Origin of the sequence: Streptomyces sp. NBC_01803 (assembly GCF_035917415.1) — a bacterium.
Lineage (GTDB): Bacteria > Actinomycetota > Actinomycetes > Streptomycetales > Streptomycetaceae > Streptomyces.
Genome location: NZ_CP109073.1, coordinates 2,812,501 through 2,836,606, shown reverse-complemented (window position 1 = coordinate 2,836,606; position 24,106 = coordinate 2,812,501). Strand labels below are relative to the sequence as shown.

Annotated in this window: 20 protein-coding genes and 1 rRNA gene (1 of these 21 cut by a window edge); 10 read left to right on the top strand and 11 right to left on the bottom strand. The window is 73.0% G+C overall.

The features are described 5' to 3' along the window. The first annotated feature begins 46 nt into the window (after nt 1-46). Nucleotides 47-988 carry an aldo/keto reductase gene (locus OIE51_RS12440; RefSeq protein ID WP_326597711.1) on the top strand — a complete coding sequence of 314 codons (942 nt, stop codon included), beginning with the start codon at nt 47-49 and terminating at the stop codon, nt 986-988. A 461-nt stretch (nt 989-1,449) separates the two neighbouring features. Here the strand turns inward: OIE51_RS12440 and OIE51_RS12435 are convergent, their stop codons facing one another. From OIE51_RS12435 to OIE51_RS12420, 4 genes are read right to left on the bottom strand one after another with little or no spacing between them, the layout of a single operon-like run. Next, nucleotides 1,450-1,584: a hypothetical protein gene (locus OIE51_RS12435; RefSeq protein ID WP_326597710.1), complete on the bottom strand. Its 135-nt coding sequence runs from the start codon at nt 1,582-1,584 to the stop codon at nt 1,450-1,452. 28 nt (nt 1,585-1,612) lie between these two features. Further along, entirely contained in the window at nt 1,613-2,134 is a 522-nt protein-coding gene (locus OIE51_RS12430; RefSeq protein ID WP_326597709.1) for an NUDIX hydrolase, read from the bottom strand. Between the two features lie 58 nt (nt 2,135-2,192). Next, nucleotides 2,193-2,918 (bottom strand): bifunctional diaminohydroxyphosphoribosylaminopyrimidine deaminase/5-amino-6-(5-phosphoribosylamino)uracil reductase RibD, encoded by a 726-nt coding sequence (ribD, locus tag OIE51_RS12425; protein WP_326597708.1) that lies wholly within the window; start codon nt 2,916-2,918, stop codon nt 2,193-2,195. Nucleotides 2,919-2,954: 36 nt separating this feature from the next. Continuing rightward, nucleotides 2,955-4,166 (bottom strand): helix-turn-helix domain-containing protein, encoded by a 1,212-nt coding sequence (locus OIE51_RS12420; RefSeq protein WP_326597707.1) that lies wholly within the window; start codon nt 4,164-4,166, stop codon nt 2,955-2,957. A gap of 240 nt (nt 4,167-4,406) precedes the next feature. Here OIE51_RS12420 and OIE51_RS12415 point away from each other — a divergent pair, with 240 nt between their 5' ends. The 3 genes from OIE51_RS12415 (at nt 4,407) to OIE51_RS12405 (ending at nt 6,261) form a co-directional block, all read left to right on the top strand. Next, entirely contained in the window at nt 4,407-4,859 is a 453-nt protein-coding gene (locus OIE51_RS12415) for a hypothetical protein (protein WP_326597706.1), read from the top strand. Then, nucleotides 4,856-5,086: a hypothetical protein gene (locus tag OIE51_RS12410; protein ID WP_326597705.1), complete on the top strand. Its 231-nt coding sequence runs from the start codon at nt 4,856-4,858 to the stop codon at nt 5,084-5,086. The genes OIE51_RS12415 and OIE51_RS12410 overlap by 4 nt, the downstream gene beginning before the upstream one ends. Before the next feature lie 68 nt (nt 5,087-5,154). After that, nucleotides 5,155-6,261 carry an MrcB family domain-containing protein gene (locus OIE51_RS12405; protein ID WP_326597704.1) on the top strand — a complete coding sequence of 369 codons (1,107 nt, stop codon included), beginning with the start codon at nt 5,155-5,157 and terminating at the stop codon, nt 6,259-6,261. On the opposite strand, the gene OIE51_RS12400 is transcribed toward OIE51_RS12405, so the two are convergent. Next, the gene (locus tag OIE51_RS12400) at nt 6,169-6,843 is read right to left on the bottom strand and encodes a hypothetical protein (RefSeq protein WP_326597703.1); all 675 of its coding nucleotides are present in this window, start codon (nt 6,841-6,843) and stop codon (nt 6,169-6,171) included. The genes OIE51_RS12405 and OIE51_RS12400 overlap by 93 nt on opposite strands. A gap of 132 nt (nt 6,844-6,975) precedes the next feature. On the opposite strand from OIE51_RS12400, the gene OIE51_RS12395 reads away from it, so the two are divergent. Beyond that, nucleotides 6,976-7,935 (top strand): hypothetical protein, encoded by a 960-nt coding sequence (locus tag OIE51_RS12395; RefSeq protein WP_326597702.1) that lies wholly within the window; start codon nt 6,976-6,978, stop codon nt 7,933-7,935. Nucleotides 7,936-7,989: 54 nt separating this feature from the next. Here the strand turns inward: OIE51_RS12395 and OIE51_RS12390 are convergent, their stop codons facing one another. Continuing rightward, complete coding sequence (locus tag OIE51_RS12390; RefSeq protein ID WP_326597701.1) at nt 7,990-9,156, bottom strand: PrsW family intramembrane metalloprotease; 1,167 nt, start codon at nt 9,154-9,156, stop codon at nt 7,990-7,992. Between the two features lie 41 nt (nt 9,157-9,197). Then, nucleotides 9,198-9,974: a tRNA (guanosine(46)-N7)-methyltransferase TrmB gene (trmB, locus tag OIE51_RS12385; RefSeq protein WP_326597700.1), complete on the bottom strand. Its 777-nt coding sequence runs from the start codon at nt 9,972-9,974 to the stop codon at nt 9,198-9,200. A 128-nt stretch (nt 9,975-10,102) separates the two neighbouring features. Between trmB and OIE51_RS12380 the strand changes: the two genes are divergently transcribed. Next, a complete protein-coding gene (locus OIE51_RS12380) occupies nt 10,103-11,446 on the top strand; it encodes an outer membrane protein assembly factor BamB family protein (protein WP_326597699.1) in 1,344 nt (447 codons plus the stop codon). Between the two features lie 755 nt (nt 11,447-12,201). Here OIE51_RS12380 and lhgO read toward each other — a convergent pair. After that, on the bottom strand, nt 12,202-13,446 hold the full coding sequence (lhgO, locus tag OIE51_RS12375; RefSeq protein WP_442812053.1) for an L-2-hydroxyglutarate oxidase: 1,245 nt from the start codon (nt 13,444-13,446) through the stop codon (nt 12,202-12,204). Beyond that, nucleotides 13,446-14,927 (bottom strand): MFS transporter, encoded by a 1,482-nt coding sequence (locus tag OIE51_RS12370; RefSeq protein WP_326597697.1) that lies wholly within the window; start codon nt 14,925-14,927, stop codon nt 13,446-13,448. Before OIE51_RS12370 ends, lhgO begins: the two co-directional genes overlap by 1 nt. Before the next feature lie 587 nt (nt 14,928-15,514). Between OIE51_RS12370 and OIE51_RS12365 the strand changes: the two genes are divergently transcribed. After that, the gene (locus OIE51_RS12365; protein WP_326600610.1) at nt 15,515-17,590 is read left to right on the top strand and encodes an asparagine synthase-related protein; all 2,076 of its coding nucleotides are present in this window, start codon (nt 15,515-15,517) and stop codon (nt 17,588-17,590) included. A 57-nt stretch (nt 17,591-17,647) separates the two neighbouring features. On the opposite strand, the gene OIE51_RS12360 is transcribed toward OIE51_RS12365, so the two are convergent. Beyond that, nucleotides 17,648-19,489 (bottom strand): sigma-70 family RNA polymerase sigma factor, encoded by a 1,842-nt coding sequence (locus OIE51_RS12360; RefSeq protein ID WP_326597696.1) that lies wholly within the window; start codon nt 19,487-19,489, stop codon nt 17,648-17,650. A 211-nt stretch (nt 19,490-19,700) separates the two neighbouring features. Then, a complete protein-coding gene (locus OIE51_RS12355) occupies nt 19,701-20,402 on the bottom strand; it encodes a TetR/AcrR family transcriptional regulator (RefSeq protein WP_326597695.1) in 702 nt (233 codons plus the stop codon). A gap of 190 nt (nt 20,403-20,592) precedes the next feature. Here OIE51_RS12355 and OIE51_RS12350 point away from each other — a divergent pair, with 190 nt between their 5' ends. The 3 genes from OIE51_RS12350 to OIE51_RS12340 form a co-directional block, all read left to right on the top strand. Continuing rightward, nucleotides 20,593-21,951: an NAD(P)/FAD-dependent oxidoreductase gene (locus tag OIE51_RS12350; RefSeq protein WP_326597694.1), complete on the top strand. Its 1,359-nt coding sequence runs from the start codon at nt 20,593-20,595 to the stop codon at nt 21,949-21,951. 119 nt (nt 21,952-22,070) lie between these two features. Continuing rightward, on the top strand, nt 22,071-23,759 hold the full coding sequence (locus tag OIE51_RS12345; RefSeq protein ID WP_326597693.1) for an ATP-binding SpoIIE family protein phosphatase: 1,689 nt from the start codon (nt 22,071-22,073) through the stop codon (nt 23,757-23,759). A gap of 338 nt (nt 23,760-24,097) precedes the next feature. Further along, nucleotides 24,098-24,106: ribosomal RNA gene (locus OIE51_RS12340) — 16S ribosomal RNA — on the top strand; it runs 1,521 nt beyond the window's last position.

Sequence of the window (24,106 nt, the reverse complement as noted above, 5' to 3'; positions counted from 1 at the left end):
CTGGCGGCTCCCCTGACGCCAGGGCCACCGAGTTTACGCTGGCCGCATGACTGCACAGAGGCACGCCGTCGGCGCTTTCGAGGTCTTCCCCCTCTGCCTGGGGGGCAACGTCTTCGGCTGGACGGCCGACGAAGCGGAGTCGTTCGCCGTTCTCGACGCCTACGCCGAGGCCGGCGGGAACTTCGTGGACACCGCCGACAGCTACTCCGCCTGGATCGAGGGCAATGCGGGCGGCGAATCCGAGACGATCATCGGCCGCTGGCTGGCCCGGCGCGGTCGGCGCGACGACATTGTGGTGGCCACGAAGGTGGGCGCGCATCCCGACTTCAAGGGCCTGTCCGCCGCCACCATCAAGGGCGCCGCCGAGGAGTCCCTGCGCCGGCTCGGCACCGACCGCATCGACCTGTACTACACGCACTTCGACGACGAGTCGGTCGAGGTCGCGGAGATCATCACCGCCCTGGACGACCTCGTGCGGGCCGGCAAGGTCCGCGAGATCGGCGTCTCCAACATCTCCCCGGCCCGCCTCGAAGCCTCCCTGGAGTTCTCCACCCGGGAGAACAAGGCCCGTTACGTCGCGATCCAGCCCCACTACAACCTCGTCTCCCGCGACACCTACGAAGGCCCTCTCGCCGACCTGGCCACCCGCTACGGCCTGGCCGCCATGCCGTACTTCGCGCTGGCCGCCGGCTTCCTCACCGGCAAGTACCGCCCGAACGCCGCCGTTTCGAGTGCCCGCGCCGGCCGCGCGGCCCAGCACCTGGAGACGGAGCACGGCCGCCGCGTGCTCACCGCCCTGGACGAGATCGCCGCCGCCCACCAGGCCGAGGTCGCCACGATCGCCCTCGCCTGGCTCGCCGTCCAGCCCACGGTCGCCGCCCCCATCGCCAGCGCCCGCACCCTCGACCAGCTCCCCGCCCTGCTCGCGGTGGCCGATGTGACCCTCACCGACGCCGACGTCACCCGGCTCACCGAGGCGTCGCTCTGACGATGCGACTCTTCCGCCACCGCCGGCCCCAGACCGACCGCCTCCTGGCCTGATCAGACGCGGCTCAATGTCGTAGCGCGCTTTCGCCGCTTCCAGCAGCGCTTCACCAAGGGCGGTGCGTAAGCGTCGTAGGTGCCGCGGTCGCGGTGGGCCGGGGCCGCCGTGAGATCAAGGCCCGCGTATCCGGCCATCGGGTCCAGGTGTGGCGCTCGGCGTCGGGGTAGGTGGTGCGGGAGAGGCGGAGGGTGTCGATCACGCCTGCCGGTTGCCGGCCCGGAAGGTGGCGGCCGAGGGCGCGGTAGTCGGCGGTGGCGTTGTGGGCGGCGGATCCAGGTGTCGTCCAGCATGGCCGTACCTCGTCGGCCACGGCCGTCCAGGGCGGGCAGGTGGTCAGACGCTCGTTCGTCAGCTTGTGGACGCCGGTGGCGAACGGGGTGACGGATCACGGGCGGTTGGATGAGTCAGGACCCGGCGGTGGTGGTGTCGGGGGTGCCGTTACGGATGGCCAGGGCGGCGACTTCGGCCAGGTCGGGCGGTGTCGCGCTGTTGCCCTCGACGTCCACGACCAAGAGCCGGGGCCAGTCCTCTGAGGTCACGGTGATGTGGGTTCCTCGAAGCGGGATTTCAGAGTGATCCCCAGTCGGCCGCGCCATCGCGAAGATACGCTGGCTGTCCGCTGCCGAGGGCGCGTACGGCCGCGTCGAGTCTGCGGCGCAGTCTTGGATTGAGCAGGTCGCGGGCTGTTTCCAGGGGCATGAAGGCGGTTGCGGAGAGTTCGGTGTCGTGAGGCCGCAGGTGGGCGGCCTGGGTGTCGGTGAGGGTGCCGCCGTCGAAGACGAAGGCGAGGAGGTCGTCCCAGGGGCCGTGGGGCGGGACCCAGTCCACGACGAGCAGTTGACGGAGGTTGGGTGTGTGGCCGAGTTCTTCGCGCAGTTCGCGTACCGCAGCGTCGTGGGGGGACTCGTTGGCTTCGGCCATGCCGCCGGGAAGGTCCCAGCCGGGTTTGTAGGTGGGGTTGACCAGAAGGAGTCGGTCGGCCTGGTCGCGCAGGAGGACATCGGCGGCGACGCGTTTGCGTGCCTGCTTGGCGTTGCCCTCGGCGAGGTAGGCGTTCCACGCGGCCGGGTCGGCGGGGCTGGGCCTCATCGGCGGGGTTCTCCGACTCGGCACAGCCCCGGACTGAGTACACACCGGGAACTCGCCGTCAGGGCCGCTGAGGCCGAGCGAGGAGCCGTACGTCGGGCCCGGATCGCGCGACGTCCAGCAGGTCACAGCGCAGAATGTCCGCCATGGTCTCGACGGTCCCGCCCTGGAGCGCGCTCTTGCCGTTCCCCAGCAGGGCGGGCGCGATGTACGCGATGATCCGGTCCACCAGCCCGGCCGAGACGAACGAAGCGGCCAGCGTCGGCCCCCCTTCCAGGAACATCCCGCGCACCCCGCGCGCACGCAACTCCTCCAGCAACGCGGGCAGTTCCAGACCGCGCCCGTCGGCGGCGCGCGGCAGCCGTACGACGGTGGCCGCATCTTCGAAGTGCCGTGCGTCCGCGTCCTCCGCGACGGCGATCAGCGTGGGCGCGACATCGTCCAATACCCTCGCCCCCTTGGGGGTACGGGCGTTGGTGTCCACCACAACACGCCACGGCTGCCGCTCGACCTGGACGGGGATCTGGAGCCGAGGATCATCCCAGCCCGACCGAACCGCGAGGTGCGGGTCGTCGGCCTGCTGGGTCCCCGAGCCGACGACGGTCGCCTGACAGGCGGCGCGCAAGGCGTGAACCTCCGCCCGCGACTCCGGACTCGTGATCCACTGACTGGTGCTGTCCGCCGCCGCGATCCGGCCGTCCAGCGTCGCGGCGTACTTGTAGACGACATAGGGCCGCCCTTCGACCGTGCCCCATTCATCGACCCCGACCAACTGGCTGATCCGCACAGACCCTCCCGACGACTGTCCCGGAACAGATCCTAGTTACAGCACGGAGACCGCCTCGGTAAGGTCGCGCACCGCAGACATCCGACGCCACGGCGCCAGGCCCGTCACCACACGCTGCAACTCCGCCTTCGTGCGCCGCGATGCCGTCTCGCGAATGATCTCCAGTGCTTGGCCGCCTACGGCACACGCCTCGTCCGGATCCCGATTGGCCGCGTGAGCGTTGGCGAAGCGCGCAAGATGCAGGCCGCGTTCACGCTCGTACTGTGACGGCCAGGTGCCGAGGGCCCGTTCGTAAACGGTCACGGCCTCGGCGGGTTTACCCAGCCGCAGCAGGCAACTCGCGCGCTGTATCTCAACGTAGGCGGGCACGCAGTAGCCGCCGAGTCCATCAGTCGGCGTCTCACCGTCATCGACCATCTCCCGGGCGGCGTCCAGAGCTCGGGCGGTCTCGGTCTGGTCACCACCCCACGCATGGCCGTGAGCGAGCTGAAGATGGGCCGAGGCCCGGACGCGTTGCGCGACGTCGCCTCTCACCCGCAGGGCGGCGGCGGCAAGACCAAGAGTCCGTTGGGGCTGCGACAGGTTGGCGGACTGCTGAGCCTTTCGCATGAGGATGAAGGACTGCCGGGCGGGATCGTCTGCCTCCTGCGCCCACTCCATCGCTCGGTCGGACCACCACAGACTGCGCTCGGGCTGACCGAGATCCTCGTGCAACCAGCCGGCGAACTCCGCCCATTCGGCACTCGTCTGAAGCAGGGCGCGGCGAAGCCGGCCCGTGGTGGCCGGGAGGAGCTGTTGCGCCAGAACCTTGAGGTGATCCTGCACCGTGCCGATGACCGAACGAGGTCCGTACAAACTGTCCGACTGCACGAGTGTGGCCCGCAGACGCCGCAGATGGTCGACCACGGCGGGGTTCACAGCCCGATGAGCCGTCGCGATGTCGTCAGGGAGGGCGGGCATTCCGAGCGCGGCCGACGCGCCGAGAAAGTGGCGACGATTCACACGCTCATTCTGCGTCGATGCACCCTCGCTCGACAGTCCCACTCGCTCGTGAGCGATACCCAGCCGGTCGGCGACCAGCGCGAGCATGCGGACGTCGTGGACCGACTGAAGACCTCGTTCGAGCCGGCTGATCGTGCTCTGGCTGTATCCGCACAGGTCGGCCAGCTGCCGCTGCGTGAGACCACGATCTCGCCTGGCCTCCGCGATGGTCTCGCCGAGTCTGTGATTCCGTGCGAAGAGCCCCATACGCGGTCCTATGAGCAGAGGGGGGAAGTACGACGCAGAATACCCAACGTAGTGGAGCGCTCGCGTGCTGATGCGTCTCTCGCATACGGTCGTCGTTCCCCGCATCGGGAGCTGCGCTCCGAAGTCTCGCCGCGCTTCTGTGAACGCATGAGACCGCGAGAGACCGCAGCGGCTCCTCCGTGGATTCCGCTGGATGACCAAGGCGTGCGCGTTCTGCCATGCGGAAGGTGGTGGGATGCCGTGCGCGTCGTCCGTTCCGACGGCGTACGCGCGATCACCTGGCTGGATGGTCGATCGGGCCCGGTGGTCGAAGATCAGGCCCAGGGCACGATGTGCTGGCTGGTCGAGCGGGGCACGACGGGCACGTGGCGGCTGCCCGGCGTCCAACTGCTCGGCAGCGGCAGCGTGATGCCCATCCCCCCGCCGACCTGGATCAAGGGCCCGGCGACCCGCTGGCGCATCCCGCCGCGCGGGAGCTGCCTGACGCACCCCGGTCGGCTGTACGAGGCACTGGTCGTCGCCACCACTGAGCGACCTCGTCCGATCGAAAGCTTCCGCACGGCCGAGTGCTCCATGAACAGCCATGCCGCATGCACGAAGGCGGAGGCACCGCCGTCCCCTCGCGACAGCGCGGTGATCTATCAGGCGTGCGACTGCTGGTGCCACGCCTGGCGAGAGAGGAGGGGCCGATGAACGCCTCGAACGTCGGCGTGATCGTGACCGTGGAGGTCGACGCCTCCACGGTCCAACGCGGCGACCAACTGATGGTCGGCGGCTACCTGTTCACAGTCAGCGACATGATCACGCTCGCCCAGGGCGCGAAACGCCTGGAGTTCACCACCGGCGAGTCCTTCACGATGCGCCCCCCTACGATCCTCTGGGCCACCCGCCGTTCCCCGGCTCGGCGTAGGGGGAGGTAGCTATCGTGTGGCTGTGGAGATCACCCATTCGGGTACCGAAGGCGAGCTGTGGTTGACACCATGGGGTCATGTCGGCCAACGAGATGGACCTTCGCGACCTCCTCCTGCGTGTCGCGAGCACGTACGATCGGTCAGCGAAGACTACTAAAGGCACCCCTGGGCAGGAGTTGCTACGTCGGGTGAGCCACATGTCCCTACCCCTTCCTATCGGAACGTTCGCGGAGGGGCATGGCGGCCGAGGTGGTTCCGCTTTCTGCCCGTGGATTGGTGTCTTCGATCCGGACATCAATGAGAAGCCCCGAGAAGGGCTGTATTTGGCCTATATCTTCGCGAAAGACCTCACATCGGTGACGTTGACCCTGCAACAGGGTGTGGAAGGGGCGGGGGCCACTCCTCGCAAGAACCGCGCGGTACACAGGCGGCTCCGGGCTAACGCCGAGAGATTGCAGGCGGCTATGTTGCAGGACGCTCTCGACGGTTGGCGTGAGCGGCCTCGACTTGGTGTGAAGACTGCGGACTGGCGGCCAACTGCCTACGAAGAGGCAAGTATCGCCGCTCGCCGCTATGAGATACCGCATCTGCCCGCCGAAGCGGACCTTCGGGATGATCTCTGGGAAGCAATGGCGATTCTGCAACTCGCGGCTGCCGTCGATCGCGAGACGTGGAATTCCGAGGTGGAGGATCAGCTGCCCGCCAGTACGGCGAGGAAATGGGTTGACCAGGCGCCACGTAAGAAGCTGAGTGGCTTCCGGCCTAAGGATGATAGTGACTACCGAGTTCATACCCCGGAGCGCGATCAGGTGAGGACGCGTCGACATGAGACCCTGATACGTGCGTTCGGCGAATACATTCAGGCTCAGGGATTCGAAGCCGACACCGAAGTGCATCCCAGGGACCTCATGCTGACGTCCGTCGGAGGAGAATGGCTCGTTGAGGGTAAGGTTGTCAGCGCTCAGAATCCGACGAAAGCGGTTCGGGAGGCGGTTGGGCAGCTCTTCGAGTACCGACATTTCTACTGCCGCGAGAGCAACCCCTACCTCTTGGCGCTCTTCACCGAGGACATCGTCGCCTACGCGGACTATCTAGAGACCCTGCGCATTGGTTCTGTCTGGAAGACCCAGGAAGGCTGGGCGGGATCCCGCTCGGCCGTTGAGTGGGGGATCGTCGCTCCCTGACCGCTCCCGTGACAGCAGCGTCAAATCCGTGCTCGTCGCCACCGCCAGGGTGCGGCCCGTGGGGGAGAAGCCCACCGCGCGGAGGGGGGCGTGGGTCGTGTGGTGGATGTGCCACCAGTCGCCGCCCGCCGGGCCGTGGTAGAGGCCGCCGTCCGTGGAGAGCAGGACGCGGTGGTGGGGCCAGTCCGGGCTGACCACGTCCAGGGTCCAGCCGTCGTCCGTCGTCGCGTGCAGGCCGCCGCCGTGGAGGCCGGCGATGTGGACCGGGGTGCCGGTCAGGGGGCCGAGGCCGGGGCAGGTCAGGTGGGGGCCCGTCGGGTCGGTCGTGTCCGGGTCGGGGTCGCGGTCGCGGGCGAGCAGCGTGCCGGTGGCGGCGTCGAACAGGCCGTGGCCGTCCAGCGAGACGACCATCACCAGGTCGTGCCCGGTGTCCGGGGCCTGCGCGAAGCCGATGCCGAGCAGGCCGCCGATCGGGATCGCCGGGAGGGACGGCCCGAAGACCGGGTGCCACGGGGCCGGGGCAGAAGAGACGGGGGCCGCGAGGAAGCGCTCCCGGAGCTGTACTTCGTACTCGGTGAACATCGCGCTCCATCCCACGCTTTCTGTGAGAGAGACGTTACGGTCGGTCGCCGCGACGCGCTAGACAGGTAACGTTCACCTTGTCGGTGTTTGCGAGTCACGTCCCGAGTCCGCCGCGCGGGCACAGTCGGGAACATGAAGGTCAGGCTGCGACCGGGAAGTGTGGCACGCGCGGAGGACTTGGTCACCGCGTGCGTGCGTGAGTGCGCCGGCTATCTGACGGCGCTCGACGGGCTGGGCGGGACGTTGGTGCCGGAGCGCGCCAAGCTCGTGTCGGCTATCGGGACGCTCGTGGCGGAGCACGCCGCGTACGAGCCGTCCCCGGATCGTTCGTTCGACGCCCTCCTCAACGTCGGCCGGATCGCCCTCGACGCCGGTGAAGTGCGGCTGGCCCGCCGGGTCGCCGACGCTGGGGTGGCGCTGCGCAGCCGGTCGCAGGACGCCTGGCGGCTGCGCGCCCAGGCGCTCGCCGCGGACGGGCGCGAGGCGGACTCCGTCCACGCCCACGGCCGGTCGGACGCGCTCGCGGGGGAGGAGACCCGGCACATCGGCGTCGAGGCGTTCCGCGCCCAGGTCGCCGGCCGCGCGGTCTGCGTCGTCGCCAACGGCGAGGAGGTCGCCGCCAGTGACCTGGGCGGGGTCATAGACGGCTACGACCTGGTGATACGCCTCGACTCGTTCCAGACGCACACCCCCGGCACCGGCGACCGCACCGACGTGCACGCCGTCTCGTACCGCAGCGACGGCCCGGGCTGGCGGCGGCGCGTGGACACCCGGCTGGTCTTCGGGGACCGGCCCGCCGAGTGGCAGGCGGCCATCGCGCGGCACCTCGTGCCGGGCGCGCAGTCCCGCGTCGGCGATCGCTCGCTGAGCCGCCCCCTCCGCGACCCGGCCCTGATCGGCGAGACGAGTTGGGCGGCCGACGCCGGCACGGGTTTCACCATGGCGCGGCTGCTCGACTTCCTCGACGTCAGCCCGCGCATCGACCTCATCGGTTTCGGGCCGCCCGGCCAACTCCGCGCCGAGGAGCGGCAGTGGATCCTCGCCCGGGCCCGCGGCCGGAGCGCCGACGGCATGCGGCTCTCCCTGCGCTGACCGCTGACCGTGGATCCCTGACCGCTGCCGCCTTACCGCTGACCGCGGACCGCTTCAGAGCCGGGCCGCCGCCACCGTCGGCGGCCCGGCCAGCTCGCGGTGGCGCCGCACGCGGTCGAGCAGTTCACGCTCCCGGGCGGCGAAGTCGGGCGAGGCCGCGCCCCGTTCGGCCTGCTCGCGCAGCAACGCCAGTGACGTGGCCGCCGCCTGGTACCCGGCGACCGCCCGCCACCCCGCCTGTCCGTGCTCCTTGTGGGCCAGCCGCCGCGCCAGCGAACGCCGCCGCGCCGAGCCCAGCATCGGCGGCTCCGCTGCCGACAGCCACCCCGCCGCCGCGTACAACGGCAACATCTCGCGCACGGCACTCAGTTGGCGCTGCCGTGCCCACACTGTCAGCCAGCACAGCAGGCCGAACGCCGGGAGCATCACCAGCCCGTACATCGCGCCGAAGCCCGACAGGTCCATGGAGGCCGAGGCGTTCCACGCCGAGTGCAGGCCCATCGCCGCGGCCAGCCCGCCCAGCGGCAGCAGCGCGCGCGGTGCCCGCCGGTGCCGGGCCAGCACCGCCGCCAGCCCGAAGCCGACGCCGGTCAGCGCCGTGAACATCGGGTGCGCGGCGGGCGCGACCACGACGCGGACGAAGAACGTCACCGCCGTTCTGGAGCCCAGCAGATCGACGCCGACGAGACCCGCCGACCGGTCCTGGGCGAAGGCGCTGCCCAGATACAGGATGTTCTCGGTGAACGCGAAGCCCGTCGCCGTGACGCCCGCCGTCACGATGCCGGCCAGGATTCCGTTGAACGCGTGCGGTCGGCGCAGGAACAGCAGCAGCACGGCCACGGCCTTGCTCGTCTCCTCCACCACCGGGGCGATAACGGTGAGTTCGAGCGTGTTGGCGTGCCTGGGCGCGATCGTCGCTGCCTCGTCCGTCAGCCAGCGCACCAGCAACCCGTTGGCCAGCAGTGCGAAAAGCGTCGCCGCGCACGCGCCCCAGCCGAACGCGAACGCCAACGTCCGCCATGGCTTGGGCGCTTGGGCATCCACCCAGCGCAGCGCCCCGAGCAGGAACGGCACCGGCAGCAGCGCGAGCAGCAACCCCGTCCAGAACCCCTCGGCGCCCGTCTCCCGGCACACCAGACCGGCCACCACCAGCCCGCACAGCGGCAGCGATACGGCGATCGCCCGGCGTGCGGTGAGGCGTGGGGGGAACGGTGAGCGCACCCGATGACCTTACGGCGCGCGGGGGGCGCGTCGACAGGCCGTCACGCGGGGGAAGTCCGGCGGAAGAGAACGTCGCGCACCACATGTCCCTTGGCCAGGCCCTGCCGTTCGAAGCGCGTCAGCGGACGGTCGGCGGGCCGCGGCGCGAAGCCGTCACCGGCCGCGTTGGCGAACGACGGGCTGGCCGTGAGCACGTCGAGCATCGACTCCGCGTACGGCTCCCAGTCCGTCGCGCAGTGCAGCAACGCGCCCGGGGCCAGGCGGGAGGCGGCCAGCTCGACGAACTCCGGCTGCACGATCCGCCGTTTGTGGTGCCGCTTCTTCGGCCACGGGTCGGGGAAGAACACCCGCACCCCGGCCAGCGCGCCCGGCGCGATCATCTCGCGGAGCAGGATGATCGCGTCGCCGTTCGCCACCCGGACGTTGGTCAGGCCACGTTGCTCGGCCAGCCGCAGTAAGTTCCCCTGGCCCGGGGTGTGCACGTCGGTGGCGAGGATGCCCGTGCCCGGGTCGGCCGCCGCCATCTCGGCCGTCGCCTCGCCCATCCCGAAGCCGATCTCCAGCACGACCGGCAGCCCGCCGAACAGCGCGCCCAGGTCGAGCCGCTCCCGCCCGTCGATCTCCAGGCCCCAGCGCGACCAGAGCCGCAGCAGCGCGTCGCGCTGCGCGGACGTGACGCGGCTGCGGCGCGGCTGGAAGCTGCGGATGGTGCGCTCGTGGCGCCCGCCGACCGGATCGGCGGCCGGACCGACGCCGGGCGGGAACATCGGGGCTCGCTCGGTCGTGGTAGGCGTGAGACGGTTGCTGCCGTTGGTCATTTCAGTCACAATGCGTCCGATTTTACGGCGAAACCGCGAAACGGTGATGCGGTGATTCGAACATGGAACCGGCCGGCCGGCCGTTGACGTCGAACTCCGTGACGAAGCTCGTGACTCGGGGGAGTGTCATGGCGGAGGGCAACAGTCGAATGGGGCTGATCGTGCTGCCCGTGGGGATGGCCCTGCTGGCGCTGCTGACCGTGTGGGTCGTGGTGTTCAGCCGCGAGGCGGGGCGCACGGCGACCGAGGACGTGGACGGCGGTCTCGTGGCGGGCACGGCGGCCACCACGACCGGCGACGAGCCGCCCGCCGAGCTGGCCCAGGTCTGGCACGCGCCCGCGATCGCGGCCGGGATCGGCGCCCAGGACGCGACCGCCACCCGGCTATGGGCGAACGATGAGACGGTGACGGTCGTCTCGACGGCGGGCGTCAGCGGCTACGGAGCGGTCGACGGCGAGCCGCTGTGGGACGCCCCGCTGCCGGAGGGCGCGACCCGGCCCTGCGCGGCGGCCGAGCGGGTCAACGCGGCGGGCACGGGCGCGGTGCTCTACGCCGCCGCGGACCCGGTCGGCGCGGACCCGCCGGGAAGCTGCTCGGTGCTCGGCGCGATCGACACGGAGAGCGGCGAGCTGCTCTGGTCGGCCGACCTCCTCACCCCGGACGGCCGGGCGGTCGAGGCGGGTGGTGTGACGGTGACGGTCGGGAACGACACGGTCACCGTCAACCTGGACACGGCGGGCAGCCCGACCGGCTTCCACCGCTTCGAGGCCGAGACGGGAACGGAGCTGGCCGCCCCCGAGCCGCCGGGCGGCCTGGCGTGGGACTGCGCGACCGGTCGCCAGACGCTGGCCATCCGGCACGCGGACTCGCGCGTCGTCGCGCTGACCCGCTGCGGCGGGGAGCCGGAGCTGAGCGTGTACCACGCGGACACGGGCGGGCTGGAGTGGACGCACCCGGGGTCGGACCCGGACCTCGGCTTCACGGACATCGTCGCGGGCGACCCGGTGCTGCTGCACCAGGACGACGACCTCGTGGGGTATTCGGAGAACGGCGACGAGCTGTGGCGCCTGCCGATGGCCGACCTGGTGCCAGCGGAGTCGGCGGTGGTGGGCGAGGTGCTGGTCGCCCGCCGCGCCCCGGCCGAGGAGGCCGCGGACGCCGCGGTCTTCACCGGCTACGACCTGACCGACGGCTCGCCGCTGTGGGAGGCGGAGCTGCCCGAGGACGTCCGGCTCTTCGACGCGGACGACAACGGCCGCCTGCTGCTGGGCCACCCGACCGCCGACAGCCTGGAGCTCCTCCGCCTCTCCCCGGCCGACGGCACGGACACGCCCGCCGGCGCGGTTCCCCTGGACACCCGCCGGACGAACGACGAGCCGTACATGGTCCACGACGAGCACCAGCTGTACGTCATGGCCACGATCGAAACCCCCACCGCCCAGGGCCTGCGCCTGCGCGCCTTCGAACGCTAGAACGCACCGCGCGCCGGTCCCTCCCGGCCCGGCCCCGGGCAACGGCCCCGGCCCCGGGCAACGGCGACCCCCACCGCCCAGGGCCTGCGCCTGCGCCTGCGCGCCTGGCACCGCGCCTGCGCGCCGCGCTGCCCGCGCTGCCCGCCCTTCGGCCCCCCGGCCCCCCGTACCTCCCGGCCCGGCCCCGGGCAACGGCCCCGGCTCCGGGCAACGGCCACCCCCATCGCCCAGGGCCTGCGCCTGCGTGCCGGCACCGCGCCTGCGTGCCGGCACCGCGCCTGCGTGCCGGCACCGCGCCTGCGTGCCGGCACCGCGCCTGCGCGCGGGCACCGCGCGTCCGCTCCGCGCTGCCCGCGCCGGCCCCCCGTACCTCCCGGCCCGGCTCCGGGCGACGGCCCCGGCTCCGGGCAATGGCCACCCCCACCGCCCAGGGCCTGCGCCTGCGCGCTGGCACCGCGCGTCCGCGCCGGCACCGCGCTTCCGCTCCGCGCTGCCCGCGCTGCCCGCGCGGGCCGCCCCCCGTACCCCCCGGCCCCCCGTACCTCCCGGCCCCGGCTCCGGGCGACGGCCCCGGCCCCGGCTCCGGGCGAAGGCCACCCCCGCCGCGGGCCTGCCCCCGGGCCGGGTCGGCCACGCTTCCCTTCACGGCGGCGGGGGCCCGGCCCGACCGCGCGCCGTCCCCGCCACCCGGGCCGCGTCGCGCCGCCCCGCCGGGCCGGGCCGCCGCGCGGGCACCCGCTCCACCCGGCCCCGCCTCAGCTCTCCTCCAGTCCCCGCAGCAGTCGGGTCGCCACCTCCTGGCCGATCGGGAGGCAGGCCGTCGCCGCTGGGGAGGGGGCGTTCAGCACGTGGACCGTGTGGGGGGCCTCCATGATCCGGAAGTCGTCCGCCAGCGTGCCGTCCGGAAGCACCGCCTGGGCGCGGACCCCGGCCGGGGACGGCTCCAGGTCGTCCTCCGTCACCTCCGGCAGCAACCGCCGCACCGCCGCCGTGAACGCCCGCTTCGACCACGACCGCCGCAGCTCCTCGGCGCCCGCCCGCCAGTGGTGCCGCGCCATCCGCCACAGCCCTGGGTACGTCAGCGCGTCCGCCAGGTCGCGCGGCCGGACCGTGCGCCAGTCGTACCCCTCACGCGCCAGCGCCAGCACCGCGTTCGGCCCGATGTGCACCTCGCCGTCCAGGCCCGTCGTCAGGTGCACGCCCAGGAACGGGAACGCCGGGTCCGGCACCGGATAGACCAGCCCCCGCACCAGCGACGCCCGTTCCGCCCGCAGCTGGTAGAACTCGCCGCGGAACGGCACGATCCGCAGCCCCGGATCGTCCCCGGCCAGCCGCGCCACGCGGTCGCTGTGCAGGCCCGCGCAGTTCACCAGCGCACGCGCCCGCAGCACCTCGCCGTCCGCCGTCCGCACCGCGACACCGTGCCCCACCCGCCGGTCCACGGCGACCACCTCGGCGCCCGCCCGCACCGTCACGAGCTTCGCCAACTCCCGTGCCACCGCCGCGAAGTCGCACTGCCCGGTCGTCTCCACCCGCAGCGCCGCGACGCCGCGCACCGCCGGCTCGTGCTCCGTGATCTGCGCGGGTCCCAGCTCCCGCACCGGCACGCCGTTGCGCCGCGCCCGCTGCGCCAGCTCGTGCAGCCGGGGCAGCTCGGCCGGCTCGGTGGCGACGATCAGCTTCCCCGGCACGGCGTGCGCCACGCCGTGCTCGGCGCAGAACTTCACCAGCGCCGCCGCCCCGCGTACCGCGAACGTCGCCTTGAGCGAGCCGGGCCGGTAGTACACCCCGCTGTGGATGACCCCGCTGTTCCGTCCGGTCTGATGGCGGGCGAGCCCGGACTCTTTCTCCAGGACCGTCACGCTCAGCCCGGGGCGCGCGGCGCGCAGCGCGTGCGCGGTGGCCAGGCCGACGATCCCGCCGCCGATCACCACCACGTCGCAGTCGAACCGTCCCGGCCCACCGGACCGGTCCCGAGATGCCCCTGTCATGTGCGCCATCATGCCGGAGCGGTCAGCAGCGGACGCGCCCGCTCCTGCAACTCCCTGACCAGCGGCTCGTCCCCGTAGGGCGCGAGCCGGTGCAGCAGGTCGCGTACATAGTCCGTGGTGCGCGCCGACGAGATCCGCCCGGCCACCTCCACGGCGCGCGTCCCGGCCGCGCAGGCCGCGTCCAGGTTCCCCGATTCCAGCTCCGCGACGGCGGCGACCACCAGCCGCAACCCGTGCGAGCGGACGAACTCCTCGGTCGGCTCGGACAGCGCCTGCTTGGTGAAACGCCGCACCTGGCCGGGCACCTTCAGATCGATGTAGCACTCGGCGGCGTCGGCGGCGAGCCGGTCGTAGGCGTAGAAGTCGAGCCAGCTGGGGTCCCCGTCGCCCTCGCGTGAGCGCTCCAGCCAGCCCTCGGCGGCCGACAGCGCCGATCCGCAGCCGGCCGCGTCGTTGGCCTTGGCCAGCGCCCGCGCCTCGACCAGCTTGAAGAAGCTCATGGTGCGGGCCGTGGCCAGCGAACGGTTCCGCTCCAGGGCCGCCTGCGCCAGGTCGACGCCCTCGTCCGCGAAGCCCCGGTAGACCGCCTGCAACGCCATCGACGCCAGCACATACCCGCCGAGCGGCACATCGGCGGCGGCCCGCGCCAGCCGCAGCGCCTGGATGTAGTACCGCTGGGCGGCCTCGTGCTGGCCCGTGTCGAACGCCATCCAGCCCGCCAGCCGCGTCAGCTCCGCCGTGGCGCGGAAGAGGGAACGGCCCACGTCGTCGCTGTAGCCGCTCTGGAGCAGCGGCGCCGCGTCCGTCCGCAGGCACTCGGGCACCATGGACGAACGCCAGTCCCCGCCACCGTACTTGGAGTCCCAGCGGCGGGCCTCCTCGGCCGCCTCGCGCAGCTTGGACACGTCCGAGTGCCCGACCCGGACCCGGGCCGCGCTCTCCCGGTCCCGGTCCCGCTCCGGGCCACCGGGCCCACTCTCCCGCGCCAGGCCCTCCCGCGAGAGCGGGGGGCGCGGTGGCGGCGCGTCGCGGGCGACGGAGGCGTCGGCGGGCGTTATGAGCCAGCGCGACACGGGAGTGGCGTACGCGCTGACCGCGAACGACCCCGCCAGCGACTGCCAGACCCCCTTGCCCGGCGTGACATCGAGCCGGTAGAGCTCGGTCGCCGAGTCGACGGCCGAGGGCACGTCGCGCGGGAACGCGAGCCCCACCTCGGGCGTCGGATCGGTGTCCGCGAGGCCGATCTCCTGCAACGGCACCGGGCGGCCCAGCTTGCTGCTGATGGCGGCGGCGATCAGGTGCGGAGCGGAGCCCTGCGGCACCATGCCCTTGGTGACCCACCTCGCGACCGATGTCTTGTCGTAACGCAGTGTCAACCCCCGCTGAGCGCCGAGGTCGTTGACGCGCCGGGCGAGTCCCGCATTGCTGATTCCCGCAAGAGCGAGAACCGCCCCCAGCTTTTCGTTCGGCCCGCGTGGATCCCTGGACATGCGCGCACCCCTGACACACCAACGGCAGCCCCGCGACCAGCGCAGGGCTTTCCCGTACCTCCGCGAACCCAGCGTAGTTCGGCGCCTGCTGACCGTTAAGGGGTTGCCTCCCGGATGGCGGATTTATGACCGTACGGGCGTACGAGCGCTCCCCGGCCCGGGATTGTGCTCCCGGCATGTGGCCGTGCGCCCGGCTGTGCGCTCTGGGCACGGGTGGCGGCGGGCGCTTGGATGGGAACGCGTGGGTCGGCCTGCTGCCCTGAGGGATCCAGTGGGCCGGGAGAAGCCGTCGTCTCATTCCCCGCGGGCGGCGGCCTGGTCCGGGAGACGACCAGCGTCTCCCGGACCACAGCACTCCTGCCCCAGGCGTAGCCCCGCCATGAGCCGTTCTCCGGCCACACTTTGGCCGAAACCAGTCGGTTTCCGGAAGCCTGTGGCACGAAACACGGGAAACCGGTCAACACGTCAGGTAGTTCGCCATGTGGACGAACTGCCTCCTCGCCATGCCCCGTTCACACCCGTCCCATGGCAGCATGGGCGTACACACCTACGCGGCGGTCCATGGAACCTCATCGGGGGAGGCGGCGATGCGGTGGTTGGTTGGGTGGTGCGGGGCCTCGGCGAGTGCTGCCCGCGACATCCAGCCCCTCGGCGCGCAGCTCCTGTGGGAGGGCCCCGACCCCCTCTGGGCGGTCGGTGACTGGCGCTCCGACGAGATCCGCCTCGTCCACGCCGATGGCGACACGCACCTCGCTGTCTTCGGATATTGCGGCGCCGACGACGCGACGCTCCGGCGTTCCCTCGTCTCCGCGCGCGCCGGCGCGCTGCGCCAGCTCACCACCTGGCCCGGCAGCTATACGGCGGTCGCCCGCTTCGGCCGCCGCACCGTGATCCCGGCCGATCTGGCCGGCACCAAGCCGGTGTTCCACACGAGCTGGGCCGGTGGCACCGCGTACGCCACCGCCGCCCTGCCGCTGGCTGACCTCACCGAGGCCCAGCTCGACGTCGGCCACCTCGCCGCGCTGCTTGCCTGCCCCGAGTCCCCCGAGGCGGTCGGGACCGGCACGCCGTACCGGGGCGTCAGCCGCGTCCCGCCGGGCCACGCGCTGCGGCTGCGCGAGGGCGGCAGCCGCGACGTGCTGGACTACGAGCCGGCCGCGCCCTCCATCGTCGCCGCCCCGCCGGTCGAACGGGAGGCCGCCGTGGCCGGCGTCCGCGAGGCCCTGGTCGAGGCCGTCCGCACCCGGCTCGCCGCCCCCCGCCACGCGCCCGAGCGCGACGCCGGGCCCATCCCCGGCATGGGCCCCGCCGACCGGCGCGCCGCCCGCCTCGGCCCCGAGCCCGCGCCCGGCGTCGGCGCCGACCTCTCCGGCGGCAGCGCCTCCGCCACCCTCGCGCTGCTCGCCGCCGGGCTGCCCGGCATGCCCGGCACGGTGTTCGGCACCGGCGCCACCCTCGCCGGGGAGCGGCTGCGGGCCGTCACGTTCAACGACCTGACCATCGCGGGCGGCGGCCCCGCCGGCATCGCCCGCGCCGCCGAGATCGAACGCGCCCGGATGATCGCGGAGAACCCGCGCCTGCACCACGTCGTCGTCGCGGCCGGCGAGGAGGCGCTGCCCTACGCCGACCTCGACGGCGGGCCGCTCACCGACGAGCCCGGCCCCTCCCTCATCACCGCCGCCCGGCACCGGCACCGGCTCGCCGCGGGTAGCGCCGACCACCTCATCGGACATGGCGCCCGCCAGGTCCTCGACGCCCACCCGGCCCGCCTCGCCGACCTCCTCATCGACCGCAGACGCCGCCATCTGCTGCGCCCGGTCACCGCGCTGGCGAAGGCGGACGGCGGCGGCAGCCGTTCGATGCTCGTCCCGTTCACCGTCTACCGCGCGGCCCGCAGACTCGCCCGCACGCCCTACCCGGAGGGCCTGTCCGACGCCGCGGTCCTCCTGCGCCGGCCCATCGACGACGCGCAGCTCGCCGACGGCGCGCTCGGCGCCTCGCTGGCCGCGCTCGCCTGGTGCCGACCCGGCCCGGCCGCCCGCTGGCTGACCGGTGAGGCGCTCGCGGAAGTGTCGATTCGGCTCGAAGCGTTCGCCGCGCGACCCCGAGCCGCCACGGCCACCGGCCGACCCGGCGTGCAGCGCGCCCGCGCCGTCCTCGCCCGGCACGCCGCCGACCACCGTGTGCTCGAACAGGCCGCCGAGGTCCGCCTCCAGCGGCTGCACGCCCCCTTTTACGACAACCAGGTGGTGCGCGCCTGCCAGGCCCTGCCGGAGACCATCCGTGTCCAGCCCGGGGCGCGCGCCGATGTGCTGCGCGCCGTCCTGGAGGGCGCGGGCGTGCGCGGTCTGCCCCCCGGCTGGGGCGCCACCAGCCACCCCTCCCACACCGAGTCCGTCAGGTCGGGGCTGCGCGCCTCCATAGGAGATCTCGTGGGGCTCTTCGACGCGCCGCTCCTCGCCGACGCCGGGCTCATCGAGGCTCGCGTCGTCCGCAAGGCCCTGCGCGCCGCCGCCGAGGGCGAACGGCTGCCACTGGACGGGCTGGCCGAGCTGGTCTCCACCGAGATCTGGCTGCGCCGGCTCCTCACCCGCCGCGGCTCCTGCTGGACCGCCGAGGGGAACCGCGACCCCAGGGCGGTCACCAGCGGCGTCAGCCCGTAGCGCCGCCCCTCGCCGACGCCGGGCTCATCGAGGCCCGCGCCGGCCGCCGCCCGCCCGTCATTCGCAGAAGATCTCCGACTCCGCCCAGTCCACCAGCGCCACCGGCCCCAGCGGGCTCTCCGGCCGCACCGTCAGCCGCAGCGTCTCCACCCCGGTCAGCGGCACGTTCACCGGCACCGCCGGCTCGTCACGGCGCAGGAGCGGGGACGTCCACAGCTCCACGTCGTCCCCGTAGACGCTGAAGACCGCCGCGCCGATGCCCAGCGTGAGGTCGTCCAGCCCCGCCCACGCCCGGTAGGAGACACACGGCCGGTTCAGATCGATGGTCACCGAGGACAGGGCCGACACGGTGATCCCGTGCGCGTACGCCCGGCCGGCGACGGACAGGCCGTCCCGCTGCCACACCGGGCTGCTGCCCACCAGCCGCACCGCCGGGTCCGTGCCGTCACCGAGCACGCCGTACTCCAGCTCCCGGAGCTGGAACGGCGCGGGCGCGGGCGGCGGCTCCGGGGTCGGCTCCTCCGGCTCGGGCTCCGGCGCGGGCGGCGCCTCGGGCGACGGCGTGGGCTCCGACTCCGACTCCGACTCCGACTCCGACTCCGGCGCGGGCTCGGGTGCGGGCGGCTCGGGGGCCTGCGCGAGCTCCGGGCGGGGAACGGACGCCGGCGCCGGGTCGGGCGCGGGCTCCGGCACCGCCTCCGGCGCGGGCTCCGGAACGGGCCGCGGCTCCTGCGACACCTCCGGCGGCGGCGCGGCGGCCTGCGGCCCTTCGTCCGGATCCCCGCCCATCATCGCCAGCGTGATCGCCGCCGCCACGGCCGTCGCCAGCACGCCCGACGCCAGGCCCGCCTTCACCGGCGCGCCCAGCCCCTCCGCGACCGCGCCGCCGACCGCGCCCGCCGTGGCGCTCCCGCCACCCGTCGCGGCGGCGGATCCGGCGGCACCGGCGGCTCCGGCCCCGGCCGTGCCGGTGACCACCGCCGCGCCCTTGAGCCAGGTCTCGACCACGAACCAGCCGATGATCGCGATCGGCAGCACACCACCCAGATGTTCGTTGAGATCGCGCACCTCGGACGCGGCCGTCTCGCACCGCGCGCACTCCGCCAGGTGCTTGCGCAGCCCGCGCTCCGCCCGCGTCCGCAGCCCGCCCCGGGCATACGCGCCCAGCCGGTCCGCGTACCGCGCGCACTCGCCGCCCTCGGTCAGCGCCCGGCTCACGTGCTCCTGGAGATACGCCTGCCGCAGGCCCTCGCGCGCCCGGTGCGCCAGCACCGCCGTCGCGTTCGGCGTCAGCCCGAGCAGTGGCGCCACGTCGCGCGGTGACGCGTCCTCCACCGTGGTGTGCCACAGCACGGTCTGCCAGCGCTCCGGCAGGCTGCGGAACGCGCGCACCGCCATCGACTGCTCCGCCTGGCGCATGGCCCGCACCTCGGCGCCCTGATCGAGCGCGTCCGTGCCGCCAGGCTGCGCCGCCGCCGAGACGGCGAACGTCGCGAAGTCCTCAACGAGCTGTTCACGCTTGGCCGTTCGCGCCCAGTCCGCCGCCACCCGGCGCACCGAGGTCAGCAGATAGGCCCGCACCGCCGTCTCCGGTCCCGTCCCGCGCCGGACCGCCTGGAGCGTCGCGGCGAACACCTCGTTGGTCAGGTCGTCCGCCGTGTCCGCGTCCCGGCAACACGTCCGCGCGTACCGGCGCACGGCGTCCGCATGGCGCCGGTAGAGCTCGTCATACGCTTCCGGCATGCCCCGACGCATCCGCTCGACCAGCTCCAGATCGGCGGTGTCCCGGCCCCGCGCCCGCTGCCGGGGCACCTTGGAGCCGGCGGCCATCCCCCCGGCGCCCGGGGATCCCGGCCGGGCGGACTCGGCGGATTCGGCGTCCTGGCCCTCAAAGCCCATAACGGGAAGCCCCCCGGAGTATTCACATCGGTGTCAGCGGTAAGGGCAAGGCTGCCACACGAATGGCCCACAGCCGCCCGGCATCGGACGGAACCACCCGTCCGTGGGTCTCTTCCCACGTCGGGGCCCGGTCACCGTGATATAGACGCCCTTTCTCCGCCATGTGGCCGCCGCCGCGCCGCTGCCCGGGCTTCCCCGCTGCCCCGCCGGCTCACCGCCCGCGGGCCCGCAGGCCCTGGAGCAATATCTCCAACAGCCGCGTCTCGGCGGCCGTCTGCCGCACCGGGTCGTCCAGCCGGGGCGGCGTCGTCGCTATCACCAGCATCAGATCGGCCACCGTCACATCCGCCCGCAGCTCCCCGGCCGCCCGCGTCCGCTCGACCAACTGCCCCACCGCCGACAGCAGCTCGCGCGCCCCCGGGCCCACGTCACCGCCGCCCGGCGACCCCGCCGCCCGCTGCTGCGGCACCCGCTGCTCCACCGCCCCACTCGCCGCCAGCAGACCGGGCGGCAGCAGACGCCCCGCCCCCGACGCCGCCGAGCCCTGCACGAACTCCGCCAGCGCGCCCCACGGCTCGTCCTCCAGCTCCAGCGCCTCCCGCGCCCTGGCCGCCAGCCGCTGGGTCTCCTCCTCCTCGATGTACCGCACGAGCGCCTCCTTGTTCGGAAACCGCCGGTACACCGTCCCCACACCGACCCGCGCCCGCCGCGCGACCTCTTCCATCGGCGCGCCGTACCCCTGCTCGCCGAACACGTCGCGCGCCGCGCTCAGCACATGCCGCAGATTCCGCTGCGCGTCCACGCGCAGCGGCGCCCCGGCCTTCCCGTCGCCCCCGGCGGAGTGCCTCTCGGCATCACACCGCTCCCCGGGGGACCCCGCGTCCGCGTCGTCCCCGGATTCCTTGCTCCGCATATTCATTTCCCCCGGTGCTGCGGACGCGCTCCCCGGAACGCCGCTCCGCGTCTGTTGGAACTACGAACATAGTTGAGGCCACTGACAGTGAGAAGGAGAGCCGCTCCGGCCCGGCCCCCCCCGCCCCGAACGGAGCAGCGCCCCGCACGACCTGTGGACAAACGCCCGCCCTCGGGTGCCTCATGGACGGGTGACAAAGCAACCCGCCCACATCGTCGTGGCCGGCGGCGGCTATGTCGGCCTCTACACCGCACTCCGCCTCCAGCGCAGGCTCAACCGCGAGCTCAAGCGCGGCGACGTCCGAATCACCGTCGTCAGCCCCGAGCCCTACATGACCTACCAGCCCTTCCTCCCCGAGGCCGCCGCCGGATCCATCTCCCCCCGGCACGTCGTCGTCCCGTTGCGGCGCGTGCTGTCCCGCTGCCGCTTCCTCCCCGGCGAGATCACCGCCGTCGACCCGGCCGCGCGCACCGTCTCCGTACGGACGGTGGCCGCCGAGGAGTCAGACGGTGCGCCACTCCGGGTCGAGTACGACGAGTTGGTGCTGGCCCCCGGTTCCATTTCGCGAACACTTCCCGTTCCGGGCCTCGCCGAGCACGGCATCGGCTTCAAGACCGTCGAGGAGGCCATCGGGCTGCGCAACCACGTGCTCGAACAGCTCGACATCGCCTCGTCCACCCGCGACACGGCCGTCCGCGCCGCCGCCCTCACCTTCGTCTTCGTCGGCGGCGGCTACGCGGGCGTGGAGGCCCTCGCCGAGCTGGAGGACATGGGCCGTTACGCCTGCCGTTATTACCACAACATCCGCCCGGAGGAGCAGAAGTGGATCCTGGTCGAGGCAACGGACCGGATCCTGCCCGAAGTGGGTGAGCGGATGGGCGCGTACGCACTCCGCGAGTTGCGCGCGCGCAACATCGACGTGCGCCTCGGCACCCGGCTCGAATCCTGCGCACACCGCACCGTCGTTCTCAGCGACGGCTCCCGCCACCCGGCCCGCACCCTCGTCTGGACGGCCGGCGTCAAGCCCAGCCCCGTCCTCGCCGCCTGCGGCGTCCCCCTGGACGACCGTGGCCGCGTCCGCTGCACGGCCGCCCTCCGCGTCGAGGACACCGACCACATCTGGTCCGCCGGCGACGCCGCGGCCGTCCCCGACCTGACGTCCGCCACCCCCGGCGCCCTCTGCGCGCCCAACGCCCAGCACGCCGTCCGCCAGGCCCGCCGCCTCGCCGACAACGTCGCCGCGACGCTGCGCGGCAAGCCCCTCACCGACTACCGGTACCGCTACGCCGGATCGGTCGCCTCCCTCGGCCTCCACAAGGGCGTCGCCCGGGTCTACGGCAGGCGCCTGAAGGGATACCCTGCGTGGCTGGTCCACCGCGTCTATCACCTGAGCCGCGTCCCCACCGCCAACCGCAAGGCGCGCGTGCTGGCCGAATGGACCCTTGCGGGATTGTTCAAACGTGAGATCGTCTCTCTCGGCTCCCTGGAACACCCGCGAGCCGAGTTCGAGCTGGCAGCAGGCACCGGGCGCCACCCGGAGGGCCCCTGACACGGCCGGGCGTGTGACCATGGGCGGGCCGCCGTCCATCAAAAAGTTGAAGAGACAAAGACCACGACGACGCCGAACGCACCACGACGCAGACGCGACACGAATCGGATCGGAACGCTGTGAATTTGACGCGCTGGGCCATCCGGCTGCCCGGGACACAGCGGCGCAACGCCGCCAGCCCCGAGGGAGGCGCCTCCCAGGTCGGCCGGGGCCCGGGGGACGAGCCCGGCGTCGTGCCGGCCGCCCGTGAGCACCACGACCCGACGCCCCCCGGCCCGCACGGCGGGCAGGGCGTCGACGCCCGCGCCATCCACGAGCTGCTCGGCCAGGTCCCGACCCCGGTCGCCGTCGTACGCGGCCCCGACCACCGCGTCGCCTATGTCAACGGCTCCTACGCCGCGCTCTTCGGCACCCGCGTGCCCGGCCGCCCCGCCCGCGAGTCCCTCACCGAGCTGGTCGACATCGGACTGCTCCCCCTCCTGGACCAGGTGCAGCGCAGCGGCACCCCCCGCACCCTGAAGACCCGCAGCGTCCCCGGCGACACCCGCGACAGCTACTTCACCTTCACCTGCACCCCCGTCCGGGTCGCCGCCACCGCCGACGACCCCGCCCAGCGTGGCGTCCTCGTCTTCGCCACCGACGTCACCGACCAGGTCGTCGCGGCCGAGCGTCTCCGGGAGAGCGAGAGTCAGCAACGCGCCGCGGCCGTCACCCTTCAGCACAGCCTGCTGCCGCAGCGCCTCGAACAGCCCGACGACCTGCGCGTGGCCGCCACGTACCAGCCCGGCGGCATCGACGCGGCGGTCGGGGGCGACTGGTACGACGTGATCACGCTCGGCGCCGGCCGCACCGCCGTGGTGATCGGCGACGTCATGGGCCGCGGCGTGCGCGCGGCGGCGGTCATGGGCCAGCTCCGCACCGCCGTCCGCGCCTACGCGCGTCTCGACCTGCCGCCGCACGAGGTGCTCCAGCTCCTCGACGGCCTCGCCGCCGAGATCGACTCCAGTCAGATCGCCACCTGCGTGTACGCCGTGTACGACCCGAATGAGGGCACGCTCACCTATGCCTCGGCCGGGCACCTGCCGATCTTCATCCGCGAGCCGGACGCGACCGTACGCCGGGTGTCCGATCCCACCGGCCCGCCGCTGGGCACCGGCGGCTGGCTGCACACTTCGGGCGCGGTCCCGTTCGGACCGGGCTCCAGCGTGGTCCTCTACACGGACGGCCTGGTCGAACGCCGGGACGCCGACATCGACGAGGGGATCGACACGCTGGAGCGGGCCCTGGCCGGGGCCGGCGACAGTCCGCAGATCGTCTGCGACCGCCTGCTGCGGGCCCTGGGCATCAGCGAGGACCACGACGACGACGTGGCGATCCTCGCGCTGACCTGCCCGGAGCGCCACGGCGACGAGGCCGACCTCTTCCGCGGCGCGGCCCTGGATCTCCTGGGCGGCATCGAGGCCGCGCCGAGGGCGCGGGCGTTCGCCGACGGGGTGCTCGCGAGCTGGCGGTTCCCCGAGGAGCTGCGCGAGCTGGGCGTCCTGGCCGCGAGCGAGCTGGTCGCCAACTCCCTGAAGCACGGCCGGGCCCCGATGGGTCTGCGTCTGCGCCGGACGGACCGCCGCCTGATCGTCGAGGTGACGGACGGGGACGAGCACCTGCCCCGCCGCCAACAGGCCGAGCCGGCCGACGAGGCGGGCCGGGGCATCGCGGTCGTCGCCACGATCGCGGCCGAGTGGGGCGCCCGCCGCCTGCCCGAAGGCGGCAAGGCGGTGTGGGCGGAGTTCGCCCTCCCGGGCGCAAGTTGACGGCGTAGGGGTGAGCGCGTAACGTTGCCCGAGCGCTCAGGAAGATTGAGTGCGTCTGCCACCGAGTGTGGCGCCCATGATGAAGGAAGCTTCTGCCCGTGAGGGTCTATTTCCGCTTGCCGGAAATGGGGTCTGCGGGGGCCGATTTGGAAAATGGCGGGGATTGCTTCTAAAGTAGTGGACACAGCGAAGGGAAGCGCCCGGGGGGTCCTGAGAGGGGCCTGAAGGAAGCGTCCGTTCCTTGAGAACTCAACAGCGTGCCAAAAGTCAATGCCAGACTGTTTAGCAAGTTTGAATGTTCAGCGAGAGATCGTTTCTCGGTGGATTGCTTTGAGGCATTCACGGAG

Bases quoted from the DNA above. Each gene is read 5' to 3' on its own strand.
- OIE51_RS12365 (WP_326600610.1), top strand. From the start codon at position 15,515: ATGCGGTGGTTGGTTGGGTGGTGCGGGGCCTCGGCGAGTGCTGCCCGC.
- OIE51_RS12355 (WP_326597695.1), bottom strand. From the start codon at position 20,402: ATGCGGAGCAAGGAATCCGGGGACGACGCGGACGCGGGGTCCCCCGGG.
- OIE51_RS12410 (WP_326597705.1), top strand. From the start codon at position 4,856: ATGAACGCCTCGAACGTCGGCGTGATCGTGACCGTGGAGGTCGACGCC.
- OIE51_RS12360 (WP_326597696.1), bottom strand. From the start codon at position 19,489: ATGGGCTTTGAGGGCCAGGACGCCGAATCCGCCGAGTCCGCCCGGCCG.
- OIE51_RS12440 (WP_326597711.1), top strand. From the start codon at position 47: ATGACTGCACAGAGGCACGCCGTCGGCGCTTTCGAGGTCTTCCCCCTC.
- lhgO (WP_442812053.1), bottom strand. From the start codon at position 13,446: ATGGCGCACATGACAGGGGCATCTCGGGACCGGTCCGGTGGGCCGGGA.
- trmB (WP_326597700.1), bottom strand. From the start codon at position 9,974: ATGACCAACGGCAGCAACCGTCTCACGCCTACCACGACCGAGCGAGCC.
- OIE51_RS12430 (WP_326597709.1), bottom strand. From the start codon at position 2,134: ATGAGGCCCAGCCCCGCCGACCCGGCCGCGTGGAACGCCTACCTCGCC.
- OIE51_RS12395 (WP_326597702.1), top strand. From the start codon at position 6,976: ATGAAGGTCAGGCTGCGACCGGGAAGTGTGGCACGCGCGGAGGACTTG.
- OIE51_RS12405 (WP_326597704.1), top strand. From the start codon at position 5,155: ATGTCGGCCAACGAGATGGACCTTCGCGACCTCCTCCTGCGTGTCGCG.
- OIE51_RS12370 (WP_326597697.1), bottom strand. From the start codon at position 14,927: ATGTCCAGGGATCCACGCGGGCCGAACGAAAAGCTGGGGGCGGTTCTC.
- OIE51_RS12420 (WP_326597707.1), bottom strand. From the start codon at position 4,166: ATGGGGCTCTTCGCACGGAATCACAGACTCGGCGAGACCATCGCGGAG.
- OIE51_RS12380 (WP_326597699.1), top strand. From the start codon at position 10,103: ATGGCGGAGGGCAACAGTCGAATGGGGCTGATCGTGCTGCCCGTGGGG.
- OIE51_RS12400 (WP_326597703.1), bottom strand. From the start codon at position 6,843: ATGTTCACCGAGTACGAAGTACAGCTCCGGGAGCGCTTCCTCGCGGCC.